Here is a 21725-nt window from a genome sequence, read left to right on the forward strand (position 1 = left end):
TTGCGCCACATTCAGCTCCGCCCCGACCTCGTCGACGGCTGCCTTGTCGGCACCGGACTGACCCTCCACCCGACAACAACCCGAAGAGCTCAGTAGGAACGGTTTGCCGTCGAACGGGCGGCCCCGCACCAGGGCGAGCGCCTTTCCAGGTCGGTCAGGCCTTCCGGGAATCGCGGTGGGGCTGTCGGCTACTGCTCACCCAGACTGGTGGCGTGTTGATCCACCTCGGTGTCCGAGCGTTGTACGCCGGTGAATCGGGTGGGCCGGAAGGCCCGCAGGAGGTCCTGTTCCTGATCAGTTGTGATCTCGGTCGCGACCAGGCGTCCCAGGATCGGCGCCAAGGTGACCCCGCTGTGCGAGACGAGGCAGTAGACGCGGGACTGCACGGAGGCATAGCCGGCGATGGTGTGGCCGTCCGTGGGCAGTGACCGGAAGCCGACACGCAGGTCGATCTTCGGCGCCCGGCTCGGGTCGGGCAGCAGCGCAGAGAACCGCCGAGCGAGGGTGCTCGCGATGTCCCCGTCTGCGGACGGAGGGTCTTCCGGATCGACGTCAGCGTTGAGATCGAGAGCCTGCAGGACGGCATGTCCACCGGCCGCAGGGCGGAGATTGAGGCCGGGGCTGTGGATCACACAGCGCAGGTCGAGTTCCGGTGACCTGGCGTACCCGAGCAAACCGACGGTCGGCGCTCCGCGACCGGCATCCGTCACCATGGGAACGTCGATCCCGGCCTGTGCGGCGAGCCTTTCTGTCCAGCGGCCTGCCGCCAGGACGACTCGATCACCGCTACAGATCTCGCCTCCGGCCAGGGTGACGAACACTCCATCAGGCCTGTCGTCGATGGCCACGACCTCGCCGATCGCGCACTTGGCTCCGTGCTGCTCGGCATCCGCCAGTAAGCTGCCCACGAAGAGATCCGGCAGAACGTATCCCTCGCTGGGGAAGTGCGCGATGGACGTTATGGTCGCCGGGATCCGGAGGTCGCCCGCGATCCGCGTTGCTTCGTCCGGCGTGACCCAGTGTGCGGGGTAGCCCAGGGATTGCAGTCGTTCCACGTTGTCGGCGAGCCACTGCTCGCTGGCGGCGTCCGCCCACTGCAGCGCCCCGCTGGGGAAGTACGACGGCGCGCCGCGCAGTTGCTCGGCGAGCCTGGCGTGCTCTTCCATCCCTGCGAGATTCAGCCGGTGGTAGTCCGGGTCCGGCTTCCGGTTGGAGTTGGTCCAGGCGAAGGTGGTCGCGGTCGTACCGGTGCCGGCTCCCCACTGATCGAGCAGGAGAACGTCTTCGTCGGCGACGGCAAGCTGCCTCGCGACGCTTAACCCCAGCACGCCGGCACCGATGATGATGACCTTCATTGTTTGCGCACTTCCTTTCTGGCAGCGACACGCTGCTCACATGGCCGGGACGGGAAGCTCCAGGAAGAACTCGGCGGTTCCCGGACGGACGATGGTCGTGACCACCTCGACGGTGCTTCCGTCGTCGGCACGCAACTCCCTGCGCCTCATCAGCGCAGGTGTTCCGATCTCGCTGCGCAGCAATGTGGCGTCGTGCTCATCGAGGGTCACCGGGTCGAGGTAGACCCGGATCGCGTCGATCGGTACTCCTCTGCGCTGGAGATACGGGAGGGTGACGAGGTCTTCGAGGTTCTCGTTCAGTAGGTCGGGGGCAACTGCGAAGAGAACGACGTGCCGCTCGACGGACTGTGGCTCCTCGCGTATGTCGAGCTTGCGGCGGACCAGTTCCACTACGGCCGTGTCGGCTGAGGAACCGGGGAGTGTCAGGACGGCGTCGGCGGCCCTGACGATCCGTGCGGAAACGACTTCGTGTCTGCCCGGTGTGCCCTTTGCGGCTGCTGTGGGGGTGACGAAGTTGAGCAGATTGATCTGCCGCGTCACGTCCGCGACGAACGTTCCGTGGCGCCGCTGGCGGATCGCCAGTCCCGCCTCCGCCAGGTCGTTGAGGACCCGTTGGGCCGTGGCACGGCTGACGCCGTACTGGGTGGAGAGGTCCTTCTCGGTCGGCAGCCGCGCGCCAGGGGGCAGACCCCCGGCCCGGATCTTCGCTTCGATCTCTCGCCTGATCTGCACGTAAAGTGGGACGGTCATGCTTGGACCGTACATTCGGTCAATTGACTGGGAATAGTGAGTTGACCAGCCAGTTCCTCGGCATCCGCGCCTTGTTGGCGGGGCGCTGTGACCCTGGAGACGAGCCGGCGCGGGTTCCTTTGGAGCTCTCCGGAACGCCGATGACGGGTGATCGGACCCGCCTCCGCCGATTCGCGGAGGACGCGCAGGGCCCCGGCGCGGCCGCCGCCGTACCGACGGTGGAGATCCTTTTCAGCCGGCAGTCGAGTGCCAGGGGGCTGGGCCTTGCCTGATTCGTCATGTCGGTCTCCCGCCTGACTACGCGGCGAGCAGCGCCGCGCAACTAGACCGTACAATCAGTGAATTGACCGGTCAATAGTCGGTTCGCCAAGGAGCTATTCATCAGCCGCCCTCCTGAGAAGAAGCCGGTGCCAACAGAACCGGAATGGCAGCCGGTGCAACGCGCCCGGGCTGCCGATCAACGAGGGCCTGATCACCTGGTCCTGACAGACGCGGCATCCGCGATGCAGGGCGCGTTTCACAGGTGGTCACTCGTGAAGCGGTGCCGGTCCCGTCGCCTTGTCCGTCTGCTGTCCGACTCCCGTGGCGGGTGGGGGTCGTTTCCCGCCCCGGCGGGGGCAACGATCGGGCCGGTTCGGCAGTCGTAGAGGGTGACACACCTCCGTCTCCCGCGCTCGCCACCAACTGCTGTCGCTCGTGGGGTTCGCAGCAGGACCTGTCATCTCTGGGAGGATTCATGAGCCGCTTCGCCGCACCACCTAGCGACAGACAAAGCGCCGGGCGCGACATCGCCGCCGCACGTGCCCAACGGCGCAAGCCCGTCGGTCGCGTGACAAGCCGCGGTGTCGTGGTGGGGGCCGTCGCCGCTCTGCTGGCGGGGATCGGGGCCTCGGCCGATGCCGCGTCCGATACCGCGCCCAGCGACCCGGTGGTCAGCGGTGCCACCATCAACTCCGGACATGACGTCATCGTGGGTATCACGCACAACGTGGTGTTCCCGGTCACGGTCACCGGATCGGATGACTCCGGCCTGTCTTTCGCCGATGTGGATCTGAAGGGGCCGCACGGCGGTTTCTACACCACCGATGCGTTCTGCGAGACCGCGACGGCATGCACGACGGTGTTCACCGTCAACGCCCACCCGGCCCCGGGCAGCGACGATCCGGTGGACCTGGCCAACGCCAACGCAGGAACATGGTCGGTCGACGCCTTGGTCGACGCCAACGACGACGATTCCGTCTTTGTCCCCGGCGTGGGATCGTTCGGGCTCAAGCGTGCCGCGCGGCTCACGGTCAACGCCTCACCGGAACCGGTGGCCAAGGGCACTCGTATCACCGTCACCGGCAAGCTCGTGCGGGCCAACTGGGACACCTACCGGTATGCGGGATACGCAGGCCAGGCTGTGAAACTGCAGTTCCGCCCGAAGGACAGCAGCACCTACACCACGGTGGCCACGGTGAACACCAGCAATACCGGCACCCTGCGCACCACGGTCAAGGCAGTCAAGGACGGCTACTGGCGTTGGAACTTCACCGGCACCAACACCACCGGCCCGGCCAAGGCCACCGGCGACTACGTCGATGTACGCCCCTGATACGGCAAGCACCACCATGAGCAACCGATGCGCCCCGGCTCCGGAGAAAACCAGCACTAGGGAGAAAAGCCCTGTTTCTACCGCGAGTTCACCGATTTAGCCTCCGTGCGGCGGCGGGCCGGGGTGAACAGCCCAGGAGTCTCCTCGTCCAGCCAGCCCCGCTCCACCAGACGCTTCAGCTTCGACCGCGTCCCCTCGATCTCCGCGGTCTCGGTCGGCAGACCGATTCGTGGGACGATCTGCTTGGTCCGCACCGGCCCCGGCGCGTCCGCGACGACCTCCACGATGTCCCGGTACGTCTTCGGCAGCACGTCCACCGCAAGCCCCTGCTTCCGCCCCGCGAACGGCGCCTGCTCCACCCCTGCGGCCTTGGCAGACTCCTCCTCGTTCCCCGTCCCGGCCACCTCGCGCGAGGTCTCGGCCATCACCTCGGCCACCGTCTCCCTCGTGATCACCAACCGGGAGAGCATCTCCCGCGCAGCCTCCAACTGCCCGGTCAACTCGACTATCTCAGCCTGGAATTCCTCCACACGGGACGCGGGCCGCAACCTCCCGTGCCTCCAGCTCCTCGATCAGCGACCCCATCGGCGTTCTCCTCCACCGCCACGGTAGAAGGACACCGCCCTGTCCACGTCCCGATCAGCGTTCTTCCAGCTCAGCCTTCCCTTCAGAAGAGCCGCACCCAATCGATTTCAGCCACTTTCGGGACGTGCGGGGTGTGGCTTGGTCGTCAATGAGTACTTTCCGCCCGGCACCACACCCTCGGGCTCCCCACGACCGCTCACCCCGCTCCAACGACTGTGTCAGAACTTCACGGTCCACCCCCGCTGTTGAGCCAACGAAGATCACCAACAGCATGCGAAAATCTTGCAAGAACCGGATTCCCGGCACCCACACGGTCACGGTGTCTCCCGCTGTATCGAAGAGGTCCCCTGGCCGCGGTGAACGGCGAAGCGGATCGGTACCCGTTCGGCCAGAGCATCGATGTGCGTGACGATGCCGACCATCTGGTCCCTGCACGTCGCGAGCTCTTCCAGCGTGGCGGCGACCGTCTCAAGTGTCGCCTCGTCCAGTGCGCCGAACCCCTCATCGAGGAAGATCGACTCCAGTTGAGCGGCACCGGCTGCGGCCATGGTCGGCAGCTGCGCCGAAAGCGCCAGGGCGAGGGCAAGGCTGGCCTGGAACGTCTCACCGCCAGACAGTGTCCTGACCGGTCGGCGACTGTCCGCGTCGGCATGGTCGACGACGAGAAAGCTCCCGTCGTCGTGGGTCAGCTCGAACTGCCCGCCGGACAGTTCGGCGAGTGTCCCGGAGGCTTCCGCGACGAGGGTGTCGAGGGTTGTCGCGACGAGCCAACGGGGAAACCCGTCCGCGCGCAGGAGGTGGCCGAGCGTCTTCGCCACCTGGTGCTTCTGCTCCGCATGCTGCCGCTGCATGTCGAACTTCGCGGCCTGCTTGCGCCGTTCGATGAGGCGCTGCGCCTCCTGCCGAGCTCTCTCCAGCGCTGCCGCGACCGCCGGCTCGGCCGTCTCGGTGAGCGGTCGCCTTGTATCGAGGATCACCTCGTGGGTGGCGAGCACGCCGGCGAGTCGGCCCTCGGCGGTGGTGAGCTCTCCACGGACCCTCGCCAGCCTTTCGTACGCGCCGGACAACGCCGCTTCGCGGGCGGCGGCGGCGTCGGCCGCCCAGGAAACGAGGGCTGTCCACGCCGCGGTCAGGTCATCACGGTCCAATACCGGAGCCCCGAGCGCGACGAGCGGGTCGCGCACCTGCTCAAGCGCCGGCCAGGCTTTCTGCATCTCCTGGCGAACGCTCCTCGTGGCCTGCTCGGCGCTCGCCCTGGCGGCTCGCGCACGCCGCAGCCTCGCATCCGCCTCGTAGGCAGCCCTTTCCAGCTGCTCTCGGCATGCGAATGCGGCGGTCGCCTGCTCCAGGGTGGGGGCATCGGCGAGGACGGAACGCAGGGCGGCGATCCGCCCGGTGAGCGCGTTGAGTCCGCTGGTGGCCTGCTGCTCGGCTCTGGAGGCCTTCGTCCACGCGTCACGCAGCCGCTCCACTTCCCGGTCGGCCTGGACTCGTGCCTGTTCGGCCATGTCGAGGTCGGGCGCGACCAGCGGGCCGGGCATCGTCGTGACCCGCTGCCCGCATACCGGGCACGCTGCGCCGTCCTGCAGACGCGGTCGCAGCGCCGCGGCCAGATGGGACCCTGCCGTGACCTCCTGCTCCCGGCGCGCCTGCAGGGCGAGTCTCTCGGCCTCCTCCTCGGCGGCGGTCACGTCGGAGAGTGTCATGGCGCAGTGGCGCTGCAGCGCCTGCGCGGCGAGCAGCCTCCTCTCCATCGTGTCGAGCTCCATGTGGTCGCGGCGGGCCTGCTCGAGCGGGGCCCGGAGCGGTGCCGCCGCAAGCTGCTCACGGGCGGCCGTGTCGGCCGCCTCGGCCGCGGCCAGTTCCTCGTCGGCCGCCTCATCGGCGGTTCTGACATCGCGTTCCCTCTTCCCGAGTTCTTCGAACCCGGTCGGCACGGCGACCGCCCTCAACCGGTCCCGCTCCGCGGTCAGCGTCTCGCACGCCTGCCGTGCCTTGGTGACCGCTGCGCCGTGCTCCGCGAGTTCGGGCAGCGTCGCACGGACCCGCTCGGCGACCTCCTCCAGCGTGGCCACCCGGGCCTGTGCCGCTTGCTCCGCGCACTCGGTCGCATCGGTGAACTTCTCGAGCTGCTGGGCGAGGAGTTCGGCGCGCTGCCTCTCGCTCTCGGCCTCCGTGTTCGCCGCCTGCGCGATCCGGGGGTAGACCTCCAGACCCATCAGTTTGACGAGGATTTCCTGCCGTCTGGCCGGTTGCGCATGGAGGAACTCGGCGAAGTTACCCTGCGGCAGCACCACACAGGTGATGAAGTGCTCGAACGGCAGCCCGAGCAGTTTTTCCACTGCGGGCGTGACCTCGGAATCGGAGGCGAGCACTTCGGTGATGTCGTCCGGCGTGCCGAGCGCGTCGGGGTCGGCGAGTCGTTCCAGCCGGGCGTTCTTCACGCCGACGCTGCCAGCGGCAGCGCGACGCAGCTCTCGGGCGGCGACATAGCGGTGTCCGGCGAGGTCGAAGACGAGCCGGACCGTGCCCCGGTTGGTGGTTGGCGCGAGTGCGTTCGCGACCGTGCGTCGGTTGTTCCAGCGCGGCACCGATCCGTACAGCGCGAACGTGATCGCGTCGATGACGGTGGACTTGCCCGACCCGGTCGGGCCGACGAACGCGAAGTAGTCCACCTCGCGGAAGTCCACCGTGGTCGGCTCCCGGAATGAGGCGAAGCCGTCCATCTCGAGCAGTACCGGCCTCATGGAGGCTCCTTCCCGCCGTCAGGCGTTCGCGGCGGTGGCCTGGTCGTGGAGCCTGGTGAACAGTGCTTCGACCCGTTCGTCGGCGATCCCCCGGGCGACGCAGTACGCGTGGAACAGCTCGGCGGGGCTGCGCTCCGCGCCGTCGGCCGAGGGGGACGGCCTGGTGGTGTGTACCGGTGCGGCGAAACCCGGATCGATGCGCACCTCCAGCGCGTTCGGCAGCAGCCGCTGCACGTCCTGCCGTAGCCCTGCGCGCGCTGGTTCGCACAGCAACACCCTCAGGTAGTCGTCGCCGAACGAGTCGGCGCGCCGGGTCAGCTCGTCGACGGTGCCGCGTACGGTGCGCAGCCGCCGTCCGGACCTGATGGGCACCTCGGCGGTGATGCGGGCGGGTGTGCCGGCCTCGGCCTCGACGACAAGGACCACAGCGGGGTTGTCCTGCTCGCCGAAGTCGAGGGTGATCGGGCTGCCGCAGTAGTGCACCGGACACGGCGCGGGCAGCGACTGGCGGCGGTGCAGGTGCCCGAGCGCGACGTAGTGGGCGTCAGGTGGGAAGGCAGTGGCCGACACCCAGTACTCGAGGATCGACTGGGCGGACCGCTCACCTCCGCCGAGCTTTCCCCCGGCCGCCATCAGGTGTGCCATCACCAGGTTGACCGTGTCGTCGCGGAAGTCGGCCGTGAGCGCGGCAAGCAAGTCTCGCACCAGCCGGCCGTAGCCGGTTGCGGCCTTCCGAGGCGTCTCGGTGACCAGCTGGGCGGCACGTACCGCAAGGCGCCGGGCCAGGAACGGCAGCAGGGCGACGGTGACCGGCTCCCCCGTCGAGCGCGCGGTGAACTTCACCACCCCGCCGTCGGCCGCAGGGCGGGCATTGCCGACCAAGGTGATTCCCGCGCTCGCCATGAGCGGCCGGTAGGCGTCGAACGTGGCGGCGTGGTCATGGTTGCCGGCGATCGCGATGACCTCGGCGCCCGTGCGTCGCAACGCGAGCAGCGCTCGCACCAGCAGCTGCTGGGCATCCGCCGACGGGGCGGACGACTCGTACAGGTCGCCGGCGACGAGGACAGCGTCAACCCGGTGATCCCGTGCCACCTGGACGATCTCACGCAGGACCGCCCGCTGCTCGTCGAGCCGGCTGTGGCCCTTGAGCACCTTGCCGATGTGCCAGTCCGAGGTGTGCAAGAACTTCATGTACGCGCGCCTCGCCTTTCCGCGGCGGTTGCCGACGGTGACACGCCGCCGGCCTCCTTGTCGGCAGGTGCCAGGTGTGGATCCGCGCCGCACTCGCTGACCGGAGGAGGCGCCGGGGACAGCCCGGCATCCCAGGCGGGACAGGTAGAGGCGGCGCCTCCGTAGACTGCCGTCATTTTCGAACGTTTGTTTGATTAGCTGGCTGCGGTTAGCCTAGGTCAAGAGGGGGAGGGAATCAATGCACTTTGTGGAAATTCAAGAAATAACCTCATATGTCCGCATCGATGCCTTGCGTAAGATCGTCGCAGCCACATCGAGGCCGTCAGTGTTGCGCCCGTCGACCGCTGTTCCGCCGAATGTGTGGCAGGGACAGCGGACCAGAGTGCACGACGGTGAGATCCAGACCAAGAGCAGTAGCCTCGTTCCATGACCGAGGAAACGATCATCGCCCTGCGGAACTACGACTGGCTCGTCCGCGCTCGAGGGCTTGATGACGTAGCGCTGGACTGGGACTCCGGCACCCTCGTGTACGGCGATGGCGGCACAACCATCGACGCACTGGTCGAACGGGGCTTCACCCCCGCCACATAGCTGCCCACCGCCACTGACCTCGGTGTTTCAGCGGGGATGGCGGCATGTCGGCCGCTTGGTGGTGTTTCCCCGGGCGGGCCGCTGCGGGTGAGCGGTCCGGCCTCAGCGGGCGTCGGCGGTCGGGCGCTCATCCTCCGCGACCGGTCCGCGGCCAGGGGGTAGGGCGGCGGGGTGCCGCCCCAGGCCGGGCACAGCGCCCGATAGGCGCACCAGTCGCACAGCCGGCTCGGGCACGGCCTCCAGTCGCCCGTCGCCGTGGCCCGCCGGATCGCCGCCCACAGCGCGAGCAGCTTGCGCTCCACGGCTCGCAGATCGCCCTCCGCCGGGTCGTACGTGAGCACGTCCCCACTGCCGAGGTAGACCAGCTGCAGGCGGCGCGGCAGGGTGCCGCGCAGCCGCCACAGCACCAGGGCGTAGAACTTCATCTGGAACAGGGCGTCCGCCGCGTACTCGGGCCGGGGGACCTTGCCCGTCTTGTAGTCGACCAGCCGCACGTCGCCGGTCGGCGCCACGTCCACCCGGTCGATGATCCCGCGCAGCGTCAGCCCAGAGTCCAGTGTCGTCTCGACGAACAGCTCCCGCTCCGCCGGCTCCAGCCGGGTCGGGTCCTCCAGCGTGAACCACCGCTCGACCAGCTGCTCCGCCTTGGCCAACCACTGCGCGACCCGCTCCGGGACGGGCGCCCCACCCTCCTCGGCGAACAGCTCCGCGAGCTCCGGCTTCGCCGCCAGCAGCCGCTCCCACTCGCCCGCGACCAGGGAACGGGCGCGCGCGGCCGTACGCTCCACCGCCGGGTCGTCGAAGAGCCGCTCCAGCACCGCATGCACCAGCGTGCCCAGCGTGGCCGCTTCGTTCGGTTTCTCCGGCAGCCGGTCGATCACCCGGAACCGGTAGCGTAGCGGGCAGGTCATGAAGTCGCCCGCGCGTGACGGCGACAGCGACGACGGCGGCTCGGCGCCGGACCGAGGTGCCGCGAGCGAGGGCGCGGTCGATGCACCGGAGGTCTCGAACGGCTGCACACCTCCGACCCTACGCCGATTCGTTCCGCGTGCGATCTGCCGGCACGGCTGCCCATCCGTCGACGCTTTCATCGGCACGTCTCCTCGTCGGTCGCGGCCTACCCACCGACCCCCGGCTCGGGCGGCATCAACTCGTCATACATGGCCTGGTGTTCCCCATCATCACTCGGGCACATCACTCGCCCGTCGGAGAGGAACTTCCAGTGGTGCCACAGCACCTCTTGCGCGGCCGCCTCCGGGCTGTCGAACACCACGAGGCCGTCCCCGTCCTCGTCGTAGACGTAGTCACAGGCGTCGCAGACAAGGGAGTGCATCTGACGGGTGGGGAAACGCGTCAGTCGCTCCCCTCTCGTTACCGGCCGGCCTGGATGACGGCTGCTGCTTTCCGGCCCCCAGCAAGCCTCAGAGCTCTTGTCCACGCGCTCGGTCCGTGGGGACGCGGCCGCCTGCCGGTCGGGGGCGGCATCCGGTGGAGGCTGCGGGGCGGAAGCCGTCGTCGTCGTACTGCGAGCAGGTGGAGAGGACGAGAGCAAGTACTCGTGCAGGGTGCGGTTGTAGCAGGCGTCCGTCAGCGCGTGGTGCTGTCCGCCGGCCCGCTCCGGCAGTGGCGGGTCGCCGGCCTGGACGACGAGGGACCGCAGCTCGTGGCACCAGCGCGGCACCGCAGGCGGCATCGGCGGCCGGCCGTGGTCCCAGAGGGAGTGCAGACGCCAGATGTGCTGGCCGCCGTAGTAGGCGTACAGATGGGTCTCCGGGGAACCGTCGGCGAAGTACTTCGCCACGTCGTCACGTATCTCCTCGAGGAGCTTGACGTCGGGATGGGTGCGGTCGAGGAGACAGGGATAGCCGTCGACAGTGCACCGGGGCAGGTTGGGCCACCCGTTGCCGACCATCCACGGGATGTCGAGCACGGCGCTCACGTCCATGCCGTTGTTGATGGCGTAGTAGTCACAGCCGGCGTCGTCGGTGAGGCCGATGGAGACCAGGCCGCGGACGGTGGGATCGGCGGGAAGGAACTCACAGTGGAGGTAGACGCGACGAATGGCCGAAGCGGTGTCGCTCACGTGCTGCTCCTTGGCGTCCGGAAGCGTCTCTGGCAATGCGGCTCATGCGCGTGTGGTGTCCTCGCCGGTCGATCGCGAACGATCGTCACACGCTGCCCTCCCAGCGCAGGACACATATCGCGCATCCCCCTCCCTGGTTCAACGGATTCCTGTTGAGGGGCACAGAGTCCGGACAGGCGGATTTCGGAAGGGGGTTGCGCCGGTCAGAACTCGATGGAGGCTGCGGGGACAGTGTCCGGTCCCACCCCGATGCCCAGCTTCTCCTTGATCTTCTTCTCGATCTCGTCGGCCAGGTCCGGGTTGTCCTTGAAGAAGTTGCGGGCGCTCTCCTTGCCCTGGCCGAGCCGGTCGCCCTCGTAGGTGTACCAGGCGCCGGACTTGTAGAGGAAGCCGTGCTCCAGGCCCATGTCGATCAGGCCGCCCTCGCGGCTGATGCCCTGCCCGTAGAGGATGTCGAACTCGGCCGTCTTGAAGGGGGGTGCGCACTTGTTCTTGGCCACCCTGACGCGGGTGCGGTTGCCGACCGCCTCGGTCCCGTTCTTCAGCGTCTCGATCCGGCGGACGTCCAAGCGCACGGAGGCGTAGAACTTCAGCGCCCGGCCCCCGGGCGTCGTCTCCGGCGAGCCGAACATGATGCCGATTTTCTCCCGGAGCTGGTTGATGAAGATCATCGTGGTCCTGGAGTGGCCGAGCGCACTGGCGATCTTCCGCAGGGCCTGGCTCATCAACCGGGCCTGGAGGCCGACATGGGAGTCGCCCATCTCGCCCTCGATCTCCGCGCGCGGCACCAGGGCGGCGACGGAGTCGATGACAATCAGGTCGAGCGCGCCGGAGCGGATGAGCGTGTCGGCTATCTGCAGGGCCTGCTCGCCGTCGTCGGGCTGGGAGACCAGCAGGGCGCCGATGTCCACGCCCAACCTCTTGGCGTACTCGGTGTCAAGGCCGTACTCGGCGTCGATGAACGCCACAGTGCCGCCGGCGCGTTGGGCGTTGGCCACCGCGTGCAGGGCGAGAGTGGTCTTGCCCGAGGCATCCGGTCCATAGATCTCCACGACCCGCCCGCGGGGCAGGCCGCCGATGCCAAGGGCGACATCGAGAGCGATCGACCCGGTGGGGATGACCTCGACAGGGGACCAGGTGTCATCGCCGAGGCACATGACCGAGCCCTTGCCGAAGCGCTTCTCGATCTGGATGAGGGCGAGCTCGAGCGCCCTCTCGCGGTCCTGTTCTCTCATGGTGTCCGCCTTGGATGGGATGTGGCGTGTCATTGCGGCCGACGGCCCCGGGTCGCCGCGCTGGCGGCCTGGGGGGTCGGTTCTGCAGCGGTCCGGGCGGACTTCGGGGCGATGGTGCCGGTGTCGCATCACTCCGGCGTTGTCTCACCGTCTCGGCGCCGACTCGTGAGGCTGCCGTCAGTCCGTGGTCTTGCTGGTTGCCGCAGGTTGCTCAGGCGACGCTGCCGTCCTCCCTCCGGACGCTTCGGCGGCGGCCGGCTCCTCTCTCCATGGCAGCTCGTCGGTCGGGTCCTCGGGGAGGCTTGGGAGGCCGTGTCCCTCACGTCCGTCCAGGACCGTCTCGATGGAGGCCTCCGAGCGGATACGGGAGTCGTCGTCCCGGTTGTCGTCCCTGTATTCAGGATGACAATCGGTGCAGGTCAAACCGAGCGCAGCCTGGGGGGTCCAGGTCGCGCGGGGGTCGGTCGGGGTGGGGGTGGTCATGCCGATCAGCCTCTGTGGTGCTCCCATCGGTCAGAAGGGCTCCTCGCCTCGCCGGGGGGTAGGCGGCTCGCCGTCGTTCTGGGCGAACAGGTCGTCGGCGGGTGGACTGGCGCCGGCGAAGACGCTCGCGCGGGGGGCCTTGGTGACCTGCGCGGTGGCGAACCGCAGCGAGGGACCGACCTCGTCGACCCCGCACTCGACCACTGTGCGGCGCTCGCCCTCCTTGGTCTCGTACGTCCGCTGACTCAACCGCCCCTGGACGATGACGCGCGTACCGCGGGTCAGGGACTCGGCGACGTGCCTGGCCGTCTGCCCCCAGGCCGAGCAGCGCAGGAACAGCGTCTCGGCGTCCCTCCACTGCCTGGTCTCCCGGTCGAAGGTGCGGGGCGTGGACGCGACGGCGAAGTGCGCGACCGTGGATCCGTCGGGGTTGAGGCGTAGCTCGGGGTCGTCGGTCAGATTGCCGACCACTGTGATGATGGTTTCACCGACCATGGCTTTTCCTCTCGTGCGACGGGTGATCCCTCACCCGTATCTGTTCGAGACGGCGTTCGAGATGGTGGGTGCCGGGGGTGGGTGGGACTCGCGCGGCGTGTCGGCGAAGGGGTACGCCGCACTGCGGGTCGAGGCGGTCGTCGGATTCACTGCGTTTCTGTGTCCTTTCCCGCCCTTTCTCGGCCCGAGTTGGCGAGTCCGGCCGCGATGAGCCGTGCCTCGTGGGCGGGGGCGTTTCTCAGCGGAATGCCGAGCCGGGGGACGACGCAGGGGCCGCCGGGGGCGGCCCCGCACCAGGGGCAGGGCACGCGAAGGGAGCGGGTGCGCAGGTCGCGCTTCGAGTTGACGTTGTGCTTCGGGTCGGAGCGGCGGGGAGGCGGATCGGCCGGGGTGACGGGCGCCCGGTCGATCCGCCTGCCCGAGGCGATCGCGTCCACGATGGCGAGGAGTTCCGCGCGGTAGCGGCGCGGGTCGTCCGGGTCGGTGTCCGGCAGCGGCAGCGGGGCGCGGGCGAGCCGCTCGTTGCGGATCGCACGCACCTCGGCGCGGATGTCGGCGGCGGCGATGTGGTGCCGCTGCCGGCCCAGCCGGATCACGGCCGTCCACGCGTCGGTGGCATCCAGGTCGGCCAGGAGGAGGTGCCAGGCTTGCGCCGTGGTCTCCTCCGGATGCGTCGAGGGGCACATCGCGGTGACCAGGGCGACGAGCCGTGCCGTCTCGGTCGGTGTCACGGCGTCTCCTTCCGGCCATGACGCGCCGGGCGCCGCGGCGAGCCCTCGCGCCGCCGCCCTCGCGACACCCGTACGGGGTGGCGCCGCAGGTGCGGCAACCTGTCCTTGGGTGTTCAGGGTGTTCAGCCACCGCGGCCCAGATGGCCGACCTCGGCGATCCAGTGGTGAGAGGACGGTGGTCATGTCGTACCGCCGTCGAGGGCGAGCAGTTGGCGTAGGTCGATCCGGCCGCTGCGCCAGGCGCGGGTGACCTCCTCCGGCCCGCCGGGCACGGGGCGAAGGCTGAACGACCGCGGTGGGGGCGCCGATGTCGCGGCCAGTCCCGGGATTACCTCGCCGGTGTACGGGTCGGTGACCGGCTCGAGACAGGCGAGCCGGGCGAGGAACTCCCGCTGCCAGCGGGGGCGCACCCGGGTGAGCGTCTCCACCTCGCTGGGGTGGTTCTCGACCACCCAGGTGAGGAAGGCCTGCTCGTCGGCGATCACGACCGTCGGCCGGGGGTCGATGAGAGTGATGGTGGCGATGGGCGTGTTGTCCGGCAGGGTCACCCGGATCGACTTGAGGTCGAGCTCGGCGCGGACCGCGCGCAGTCCGTCGAGCACCGTGCGGCGGGCGGCCTCGTACTCGGCGTCCACGGCGTCGCGCAGCACCCTGAGCACGGCGACCCGGGTGGCTTGGTCCTTGAGGCTCATGCGGCCTGACCCTCCTGTCCCCTCCCGGCCGTGGACTCGACATCCTGGGCGACACGGTTCTTCGCCGCCTCGGTGCCGTGACGCACGATCAGCTCGCCCAGCGTGCGGGTCTCCCCGCCGTCCAGGACGGCGGAGCCGAGCAGGTTGTGCCGGCGAGCCTCCTCGTAAAGGTCGCGCAGGTCCTCATAGGTGGCGTCCGGCGCGGTGGCCGCCGTGAGGTAGTCGGACACGGACTTGGCAGGCTTGCCGGCCTTGAGCCAGTTGAGGACGGCCTCGGCGAACTCCACGCCGGGCTTGTGGAGCACCGTCCCGGACAGCGGCTTCGCCCGGGACTTGGAGATCACCAGGGTGTTCTCGTGGTCGAGGTCGCCGACGATGTCGAATTCGTACTCGATGCCCTCCCGCTGCTCAGGCTTGAGCCCGACCTTGCGCGGTACCTTGCGCCCGCGCTCGTCGGCCTCGACGACGTACTCGGTCTTGGTGCGCATGGTGACGATGAGGTGACCGGGATAGGCGAGCAGGGCGTCGATCATCGTCCGCTCCAGGGGGCGGGCCTCCTTCCAGCCGGCGAAGCTGTTGCCCGCCCCGACGCGCCTGGCCGCATTGTCGACCTGCTCCAACATCCCGCCGCTGCCGGACCAGAAATGGCTCAGTGAGTCGACGATCATGACGTCGTAGCCGTCGTGAGCGGCCACCGCGAGCGCCTCGACGAGCGCGGTGGGCTGGAACGTCGTGAGCGGGAGGGTGTCGAAGGCGAACTCGTCGGCGTACTTGGCGGCGCTGCCGTGCTCGGTGTCGACCAGGGCGATCCGGTCGCCGAGTCCGGTGCCGGTGACGAGCGCGGTGTAGGTCTTGCCCGATCCGGTGGGCCCGGTGAACGCGATGCGGGCCTTGGCTTGCTCCTTGGTGGCTGGGGTGAAGGTGAAGTTGCTCACGCCGTCCTCCCATGGCGTATCGGACGGCGGTTCGGGGTGGGCTTGGGAAGGGACAGGACACGGTCCTCACCAACGGCAAGACGTGCACCCACACGGCCGTCATTTGTTCGAATGCCAGTTCGAAGACTGTCCGAAACATCACACTAAACATGCATGAGGGACGTAATCAACACTTCTCTTAAGAAAACTTGCCAAACGCACCAATTGTCAGTGCCAGGGGCTAAAATAAGCCTGCTTACGCCCATGTCGTGGCCGAACACATCCACCTTCGTGTTTCGAGCTGCCGGGCCCGGCCCGCGTGCGGCCTCCCACCGCGGGGATGGCGGCATGTCGGCCGCTTGGTGGTGTTTCCCCGGGCGGGCCGCTGCGGGTGAGCGGTCCGGCCTCAGCGGGCGTCGGCGGTCGGGCGCTCATCCTCCGCGACCGGTCCGCGGCCAGGGGGTAGGGCGGCGGGGTGCCGCCCCAGGCCGGGCACAGCGCCCGATAGGCGCACCAGTCGCACAGCCGGCTCGGGCACGGCCTCCAGTCGCCCGTCGCCGTGGCCCGCCGGATCGCCGCCCACAGCGCGAGCAGCTTGCGCTCCACGGCTCGCAGATCGCCCTCCGCCGGGTCGTACGTGAGCACGTCCCCACTGCCGAGGTAGACCAGCTGCAGGCGGCGCGGCAGGGTGCCGCGCAGCCGCCACAGCACCAGGGCGTAGAACTTCATCCCGCCAATGCCGCCCGGCGCGGACGCGCGCCGGCATGACGCTGTCCTGGTCTTCGACCACCGCACACTCCATATCGTGGTCACCGATTCCGGAAGTCCCGGGAAACACCCGCGCGGCGACGTCGACGACGGCGAGTATGGCCGTGGTACCGGCATCGTCCGGCTCCTTGCACACCGGACGGAAGTCCACCGGACCGCGCACGGCCGTGAGGTCGACGCGGGGCTGCGTGTCGCTGATGTCACCTGGAACCTCCGAGGAGGCCCCGGCCTTCAGGCCGGGGAGAAATCGGACCCCTGCGGAGCAGGGCAGGAAAAGGGGTTTCGCCTCCTGGGCGAGGAACCGTCCACCCATCGCGGTGGTGAGGCAGCCCATACGGAGCAAGAGCTCTCAACTGCCGTACCTCCCAGGTAGGTTCAGGGCCATGACGACGGACACGCAGACCAGTGAGGGGGCCGGACACGCCCGGTACACCTTCCGGTTGCGTGTGCCCGCCGGCGCAGCGCGCGCGCTCGACGCGGAGTGGGCGCGCTGCCGCTGGGTGTGGAACGAATGCGTGGCCCGCTCGAAGAAGGCGCACGCCGGAGACGAGAAGTGCGGCCCGGCGCGGCTGGACAAGATGCTGACCGAGGCCCGCAGTCGGACACCGTGGCTGCGGGCGGGATCGTCGGTTTTGCAGCAGCAGCTCATACGCGACTTCGGCAAATCCCGCGCCAAAGCCTTGAAGGACATCAAGGACCTGCTCCCTCAGCGGCAGCGGGCCGGGATGCCGAAGTACAAGAAGAAGCGCGAGGCGCGGCCGACCCTCAACTACACCCAGCGGGGCTTCCGCCTCAAAGACGGCCTGCTGCACCTCGCGGGCGGGATCGTGCTGCGGGTGGTGTGGTCGCGGGACCTGCCCCGAGGAACCGTCCTCGGGGCGCGTGTACCAGGACGCCACCGGAGCGTGGTACTGCTCGTTCGTCGTCCCGGCCGCGACCAGGACGCTGCCCGAAACGGGACGCGTGATCGGTATCGACCGGGGTGGCAAGGAGATCGCCACCACCACATCCGACGCGCACGACCTTCCCCACCCCCAGCACGGCAAGAAGGCCAGGGCCAAGCTGACCCGGTACGACCGCATGGTGGCCCGGCGCAAGCCGAAGAAGGGGCAGGCGGCCTCGAAGGGGTACCGGGAGGCGAAGCGGCTGCGGGCCAAGGCCCACAGGAAGGTGGCCCGGCAGCGGGAGGGCACGGCCCGCAAGTGGGCCAAGCATGTCGTGCGCGATCATGACGCCCTGGCCGTGGAGGACTTCCGGCCGCGCTTCCTCGCGAAGTCGACCATGGCCCGCAAGGCGGCTGACGCCTCGATCGGCGCGGCGAAACGGGCGCTGGGGGAGATGGCCCGTAAGCACGGCCGGATCGTGCACCTGGTCAACCCCGCGCACACCACCATGGACTGTGCGCAGTGCGGAGCGAGAACCAAGCACGCACTCCCTCTTTCGGAGAGAACGTATGCCTGCACCGTGTGCGGAGCCGTCTCGCCCAGAGACAAGAACTCCGCCCGCGTGATGCTGGTCCGGGCTGGTCTCAACCCGGCTGATGCTGAGGGTGTAAGACCTGACCGCACGCCGTGCGGCCAGGCAGCCTGAGTCAGGAATCCCCTCCCTTTAGGGGGAGGTTTCAAACAGGAGCCGAACGACCCTGTACAGGCTGTACAGGCTGTACGGGCAGGCGGATGGAGTCTTGCGCCGCTCGCAGCGCCGATCACCGCGACTTGAGCAAGTTTCTGTCTAAAAGATGTTGATTACTCCCTTCATCTGTACTTAGCATGATTCTAGCCCTCTTCGAACTGGTATTCGAATAAGCGATGACCATACGACGATGAGCCAGAACGACACCAGGAGTGAGACAGTCCCCGGCCGGCCCACCGCGGCGGAGCCGGTCTACCGGCTGGTCGGAGCGGACGCCGACGGCGAGGACCGGCCCGTCGAGGCCGCGCTGCGCCCCAAGGACCTCGACGAGTTCATCGGCCAGGAGCGGGTTCGCGCGCAGCTCGACCTCGTGCTGCGCGCCGCCCGCGCCCGCGGCGCGACCGCCGACCACGTGCTGCTCTCCGGCGCTCCGGGCCTCGGCAAGACAACCCTCTCCATGATCATCGCTGCGGAGATGGGCGCCCAGCTCCGCATCACCTCCGGGCCCGCCATCCAGCACGCCGGAGACCTCGCCGCCGTCCTCTCCTCCCTCACCGAGGGTGAGGTTCTCTTCCTCGACGAGATCCACCGGATGTCCCGTCCCGCCGAGGAGATGCTCTACATGGCGATGGAGGACTTCCGCGTCGACGTCGTGGTCGGTACCGGCCTCGGCGCCACCGCCATCCCCCTGGAGCTGCCCCCGTTCACCCTCGTCGGTGCGACCACCCGCGCAGGCCTGCTGCCGCCCCCGCTGCGCGACCGCTTCGGCTTCACCGCGCACATGGAGTTCTACGCACCGGCCGAGCTGGAGCGGGTTATCCACCGCTCCGCCCGGCTGCTCGACGTGGTGATCGAACCCGAGGGTGCCGCGGAGATCGCCGGCCGCTCCCGCGGTACCCCCCGCATCGCCAACCGGCTGCTGCGCCGGGTGCGGGACTACGCCCAGGTCAAGGCCGACGACGTGGTCACCCGCGAGGTCGCCTCCGCGGCCCTGGCGGTCTACGAGGTTGACAGCCGTGGCCTGGACCGGCTGGACCGGACGGTGCTCGGCGCGCTGCTGGGCCTCTTCGGCGGCGGACCGGTCGGCCTGTCCACCCTCGCAGTCGCGGTGGGGGAAGGGCGCGAGACGGTGGAGGAGGTCGCCGAGCCGTTCCTGGTGCGCGAGGGGCTGCTGGCCCGTACGCCCCGGGGACGGGTCGCCACCCCCGCGGCCTGGGCCCACCTGGGCCTCGCACCGCCGCAGTACATCGGTGCGGGTCCGGGGCAGCAGGATCTGTTCGGCGCGGGCTCCGGGGGGCACACCGCCCCACCACCGCCTCGGCAGCGGCCCCCGCAACGGTGAGACCCATGGCCGCTCGCACCTCCCGCCTCCCTCTCGGGCGCCGCCCGTCCTACCGTTGCACCGAGTGCGGCTGGACCACCGTCAAGTGGCTCGGCCGCTGCCCCGAGTGCCAGGCATGGGGCACGGTCGAGGAGTACGACGCGCCCGCGGTCCGTACGACGACGCCCGGCCGGGTCACCACCGCCGCGCTCCCCATCGGCCAGGTGGACGGCCGGCAGGCCACCGTCCGCAGCACGGGCGTGCCCGAGCTGGACCGCGTGCTCGGGGGCGGGCTCGTACCCGGCGCCGTGGTGCTGCTCGCCGGGGAGCCCGGTGTCGGCAAGTCCACGCTGCTCCTCGATGTCGCGGCGAAGGCCGCGTCCGAGCAGGAGCGCGCCCTCTACGTCACGGGCGAGGAGTCCGCGAGTCAGGTGCGCCTGCGCGCCGAACGGATCGGCGCGCTCTCCGACCACCTCTACCTCGCCGCCGAAACCGACCTGTCCGCGGTCCTCGGCCACCTCGACGCCGTCAAGCCGTCCCTCCTCGTCCTGGACTCGGTGCAGACCGTGGCCTCCCCGGAGATCGACGGGGCGCCGGGCGGCATGGCCCAGGTCCGCGAGGTGGCCGGAGCCCTCATTCGCGCATCCAAGGAGCGCGGGTTGTCCACGCTGCTGGTCGGCCACGTCACCAAGGACGGCGCCATCGCCGGCCCCCACCTCCTGGAGCACCTCGTGGATGTCGTCCTGTACTTCGAGGGCGACCGGCACGCCCGCCTCCGCCTCGTCCGCGGCGTGAAGAACCGGTTCGGGACGACGGACGAGGTCGGCTGCTTCGAGCTGCACGACGAGGGCATCACGGGCCTCGCCGATCCGTCCGGCCTCTTCCTGACCCGCCGCGACGAGCCCGTACCCGGCACCTGCCTGACCGTCACCCTGGAGGGGCGCCGGCCCCTCGTCGCCGAGGTCCAGGCACTGACCGTCGAGTCGCAGGTCCCCTCGCCCCGCCGCACCACCTCGGGCCTGGAGACCTCGCGGGTGTCGATGATGCTCGCCGTCCTCGAGCAGCGCGGGAAGATCGCCCAACTCGGCAAGCGTGACGTCTACAGCGCCACCGTCGGCGGCGTGAAGCTCTCCGAGCCGGCCGCCGACCTCGCCGTCGCCCTCGCCCTGGCCAGCGCGGCGAGCGACACCCCGCTGCCGAAGAACCTCGTCGCGATCGGCGAGGTCGGCCTCGCGGGCGAGGTCCGGCGGGTCACCGGGGTACAGCGCAGACTGGCCGAGGCGGCCCGGCTCGGCTTCACCCACGCGCTCGTGCCCGCCGACCCGGGCAAGATCCCGGCCGGGATGAAGGTCACCGAAGTGGCCGACATGGGCGACGCCCTACGCGCACTCCCCCCGCCCGAGATCCCGGCGGGTGAGGAGTCGGCCGCCGAAGTCGCCTCTTCTGATGCCCTCGAACCAGTGACAGCGGACATGGAAAGCGGCTCTTCCAAGATTTTCGTGACGGCGGTCCCTGCCCCTGTACGCCCGTGACGCTCCGTCACTTCGACCGAGACGATCGGGCTGTGTGAGAACCTGTTGAAGCAGCTCCTGCCGTACCTTGCCGCGGTGCAGGTGGAGTGAGTGAGTACGCAGGGCAACCGGTTAGACATCGAGGCACAGACACGGGATGTCCCGGTCGCGTGCCCGTCGTGCGGGACGGTTTCGGCGCGCCGGCACAGCGTCTACCGGCGGCGCCTGGCCGACACCACGGTCGGCGGGCAGAGCGTCGAGATCACGCTGACGGTGCGCCGACTTTCTGCGACGAAGCGTCCTGTGCACGGGTGACGTTCGCGGAGCAGGTCGACGGCCTGACCGAGCGCTACCAGCGGCGTACCCCGCTGCTGCGCCGGCTGCTGACGGCAATCGGCATCGTCGCCCCGGGGCTGCCCGGGGCGCGGCTGGCCGCGCTGCTGCCCTGCGCGATTAGGAACTGTCCGGGCGATCACTGCCAGAGGTGGGAGCGCATACAGGCGATGTTCCGCTTTCAACGGGATCCTTGCGAGGAACCCCGGGCGTTCACGCCCGGGAGGAATCGCATCCTGAAATGAGCGGTGCGGAGCACCGCGGTGGCTATCCGGCGCGGAGCGCGGGGAGAGGCCTGGGCGGATGGCCGGTTTTCCGTGTTCGAATGCAGGGGCCGCCGAGTGCCGGGTAGCGTCGCGGGTGTGAAGCTGGTCGTGCAGGTGAAGCTGCTGCCGACGCCCGTGCAGGCGGCGGCACTTGGGGCGACCCTGCACGCCTGCAACGAGGCGGCCACCTGGGCCAGTGAGGTGGCCTTCGAAAACGATGTGAAGAACAACTTCGCGCTGCGCAGGCTCACCTACGACGAGGTGAAGGCGCGGTGGAACCTGGGGGCCAGGCCGCCCAGCACGTGATCAAGAAGACCTGCGACGCCTACGCGACGCTGAAGGCGAACCTGAACGCCGGGAACCTCGGGAAACCCGGCTCGAAGCGGTACCGCAGGGCCACCGAGAAGCCGATCGCCTTCCGGCCGGACGGGGCGCAGCCCTACGACGA

Annotated in this window: 17 protein-coding genes and 4 pseudogenes; 7 read left to right on the forward strand and 14 right to left on the reverse strand. The window is 69.3% G+C overall.

Annotated features, from left to right (window positions below):
* Positions 1 to 188: 188 nt before the first annotated feature.
* The gene (locus ACFV7R_RS44655; RefSeq protein WP_385275834.1) at positions 189 to 1355 is read right to left on the reverse strand and encodes an NAD(P)/FAD-dependent oxidoreductase; all 1167 of its coding nucleotides are present in this window, start codon (positions 1353 to 1355) and stop codon (positions 189 to 191) included.
* Between the two features lie 36 nt (positions 1356 to 1391).
* The gene (locus tag ACFV7R_RS44660) at positions 1392 to 2105 is read right to left on the reverse strand and encodes a GntR family transcriptional regulator (protein ID WP_385275837.1); all 714 of its coding nucleotides are present in this window, start codon (positions 2103 to 2105) and stop codon (positions 1392 to 1394) included.
* Positions 2106 to 2934: 829 nt separating this feature from the next.
* Here ACFV7R_RS44660 and ACFV7R_RS44665 point away from each other — a divergent pair.
* Positions 2935 to 3699 carry a calcium-binding protein gene (locus ACFV7R_RS44665; RefSeq protein ID WP_385275840.1) on the forward strand — a complete coding sequence of 255 codons (765 nt, stop codon included), beginning with the start codon at positions 2935 to 2937 and terminating at the stop codon, positions 3697 to 3699.
* Between the two features lie 77 nt (positions 3700 to 3776).
* On the opposite strand, the gene ACFV7R_RS44670 is transcribed toward ACFV7R_RS44665, so the two are convergent.
* From ACFV7R_RS44670 to ACFV7R_RS44725, 12 genes and pseudogenes are all read right to left on the reverse strand, one after another.
* The gene (locus ACFV7R_RS44670) at positions 3777 to 4199 is read right to left on the reverse strand and encodes a hypothetical protein (protein ID WP_385275843.1); all 423 of its coding nucleotides are present in this window, start codon (positions 4197 to 4199) and stop codon (positions 3777 to 3779) included.
* Between the two features lie 399 nt (positions 4200 to 4598).
* Complete coding sequence (locus tag ACFV7R_RS44675) at positions 4599 to 7031, reverse strand: AAA family ATPase (protein WP_385275846.1); 2433 nt, start codon at positions 7029 to 7031, stop codon at positions 4599 to 4601.
* 18 nt (positions 7032 to 7049) lie between these two features.
* Positions 7050 to 8222, reverse strand: coding sequence for an exonuclease SbcCD subunit D (locus tag ACFV7R_RS44680; RefSeq protein WP_385275848.1), 1173 nt, complete (start codon positions 8220 to 8222; stop codon positions 7050 to 7052).
* 686 nt (positions 8223 to 8908) lie between these two features.
* Positions 8909 to 9724 (reverse strand): annotated as a pseudogene (locus ACFV7R_RS44685) (RecB family exonuclease); the annotation flags it as partial.
* Between the two features lie 206 nt (positions 9725 to 9930).
* The gene (locus ACFV7R_RS44690; protein ID WP_385275851.1) at positions 9931 to 10896 is read right to left on the reverse strand and encodes a hypothetical protein; all 966 of its coding nucleotides are present in this window, start codon (positions 10894 to 10896) and stop codon (positions 9931 to 9933) included.
* Positions 10897 to 11099: 203 nt separating this feature from the next.
* Positions 11100 to 12131, reverse strand: a complete 1032-nt coding sequence (recA, locus tag ACFV7R_RS44695; protein ID WP_385275854.1) for a recombinase RecA — start codon at positions 12129 to 12131, stop codon at positions 11100 to 11102.
* A 177-nt stretch (positions 12132 to 12308) separates the two neighbouring features.
* Positions 12309 to 12614, reverse strand: a complete 306-nt coding sequence (locus ACFV7R_RS44700; protein ID WP_385275857.1) for a hypothetical protein — start codon at positions 12612 to 12614, stop codon at positions 12309 to 12311.
* Positions 12615 to 12644: 30 nt separating this feature from the next.
* The gene (locus ACFV7R_RS44705; protein ID WP_385275860.1) at positions 12645 to 13109 is read right to left on the reverse strand and encodes a single-stranded DNA-binding protein; all 465 of its coding nucleotides are present in this window, start codon (positions 13107 to 13109) and stop codon (positions 12645 to 12647) included.
* Between the two features lie 146 nt (positions 13110 to 13255).
* Entirely contained in the window at positions 13256 to 13840 is a 585-nt protein-coding gene (locus ACFV7R_RS44710; protein WP_385275863.1) for a hypothetical protein, read from the reverse strand.
* Between the two features lie 179 nt (positions 13841 to 14019).
* Positions 14020 to 14532, reverse strand: coding sequence for a hypothetical protein (locus tag ACFV7R_RS44715; RefSeq protein WP_385275866.1), 513 nt, complete (start codon positions 14530 to 14532; stop codon positions 14020 to 14022).
* Positions 14529 to 15467: an ATP-binding protein gene (locus ACFV7R_RS44720; RefSeq protein WP_385275869.1), complete on the reverse strand. Its 939-nt coding sequence runs from the start codon at positions 15465 to 15467 to the stop codon at positions 14529 to 14531. The genes ACFV7R_RS44715 and ACFV7R_RS44720 overlap by 4 nt, the downstream gene beginning before the upstream one ends.
* Positions 15468 to 15674: 207 nt before the next feature.
* Positions 15675 to 16175 (reverse strand): annotated as a pseudogene (locus ACFV7R_RS44725) (RecB family exonuclease); the annotation flags it as partial.
* Positions 16176 to 16597: 422 nt separating this feature from the next.
* Here ACFV7R_RS44725 and ACFV7R_RS44730 point away from each other — a divergent pair.
* The 6 genes and pseudogenes from ACFV7R_RS44730 to ACFV7R_RS44755 form a co-directional block, all read left to right on the forward strand.
* A pseudogene (locus tag ACFV7R_RS44730) lies at positions 16598 to 17804 on the forward strand (RNA-guided endonuclease InsQ/TnpB family protein).
* A gap of 232 nt (positions 17805 to 18036) precedes the next feature.
* Positions 18037 to 19188, forward strand: a complete 1152-nt coding sequence (gene ruvB, locus ACFV7R_RS44735) for a Holliday junction branch migration DNA helicase RuvB (RefSeq protein ID WP_385275872.1) — start codon at positions 18037 to 18039, stop codon at positions 19186 to 19188.
* A 5-nt stretch (positions 19189 to 19193) separates the two neighbouring features.
* Positions 19194 to 20699: a DNA repair protein RadA gene (gene radA, locus ACFV7R_RS44740; protein ID WP_385275875.1), complete on the forward strand. Its 1506-nt coding sequence runs from the start codon at positions 19194 to 19196 to the stop codon at positions 20697 to 20699.
* A 90-nt stretch (positions 20700 to 20789) separates the two neighbouring features.
* A complete protein-coding gene (locus ACFV7R_RS44745) occupies positions 20790 to 20993 on the forward strand; it encodes a transposase family protein (RefSeq protein WP_385275878.1) in 204 nt (67 codons plus the stop codon).
* Positions 20990 to 21256, forward strand: a complete 267-nt coding sequence (locus ACFV7R_RS44750; RefSeq protein ID WP_385275881.1) for a hypothetical protein — start codon at positions 20990 to 20992, stop codon at positions 21254 to 21256. The genes ACFV7R_RS44745 and ACFV7R_RS44750 overlap by 4 nt, the downstream gene beginning before the upstream one ends.
* Before the next feature lie 117 nt (positions 21257 to 21373).
* A pseudogene (locus ACFV7R_RS44755) lies at positions 21374 to 21725 on the forward strand (RNA-guided endonuclease TnpB family protein); the annotation flags it as partial.

Source organism: Streptomyces sp. NPDC059866 (assembly GCF_042731325.1).
Classification (GTDB): Bacteria; Actinomycetota; Actinomycetes; order Streptomycetales; family Streptomycetaceae; genus Streptomyces; species Streptomyces flavusporus.

Excerpts from the sequence above, each read along its gene's own strand:
- ACFV7R_RS44655 (WP_385275834.1), bottom strand. The coding sequence starts at position 1,355 with ATGAAGGTCATCATCATCGGTGCCGGCGTGCTGGGGTTAAGCGTCGCG.
- ACFV7R_RS44660 (WP_385275837.1), bottom strand. The coding sequence starts at position 2,105 with ATGACCGTCCCACTTTACGTGCAGATCAGGCGAGAGATCGAAGCGAAG.
- ACFV7R_RS44675 (WP_385275846.1), bottom strand. The coding sequence starts at position 7,031 with ATGAGGCCGGTACTGCTCGAGATGGACGGCTTCGCCTCATTCCGGGAG.
- ACFV7R_RS44680 (WP_385275848.1), bottom strand. The coding sequence starts at position 8,222 with ATGAAGTTCTTGCACACCTCGGACTGGCACATCGGCAAGGTGCTCAAG.
- recA (WP_385275854.1), bottom strand. The coding sequence starts at position 12,131 with ATGAGAGAACAGGACCGCGAGAGGGCGCTCGAGCTCGCCCTCATCCAG.
- ACFV7R_RS44700 (WP_385275857.1), bottom strand. The coding sequence starts at position 12,614 with ATGACCACCCCCACCCCGACCGACCCCCGCGCGACCTGGACCCCCCAG.
- ACFV7R_RS44705 (WP_385275860.1), bottom strand. The coding sequence starts at position 13,109 with ATGGTCGGTGAAACCATCATCACAGTGGTCGGCAATCTGACCGACGAC.
- ACFV7R_RS44715 (WP_385275866.1), bottom strand. The coding sequence starts at position 14,532 with ATGAGCCTCAAGGACCAAGCCACCCGGGTCGCCGTGCTCAGGGTGCTG.
- ruvB (WP_385275872.1), top strand. The coding sequence starts at position 18,037 with ATGAGCCAGAACGACACCAGGAGTGAGACAGTCCCCGGCCGGCCCACC.
- radA (WP_385275875.1), top strand. The coding sequence starts at position 19,194 with ATGGCCGCTCGCACCTCCCGCCTCCCTCTCGGGCGCCGCCCGTCCTAC.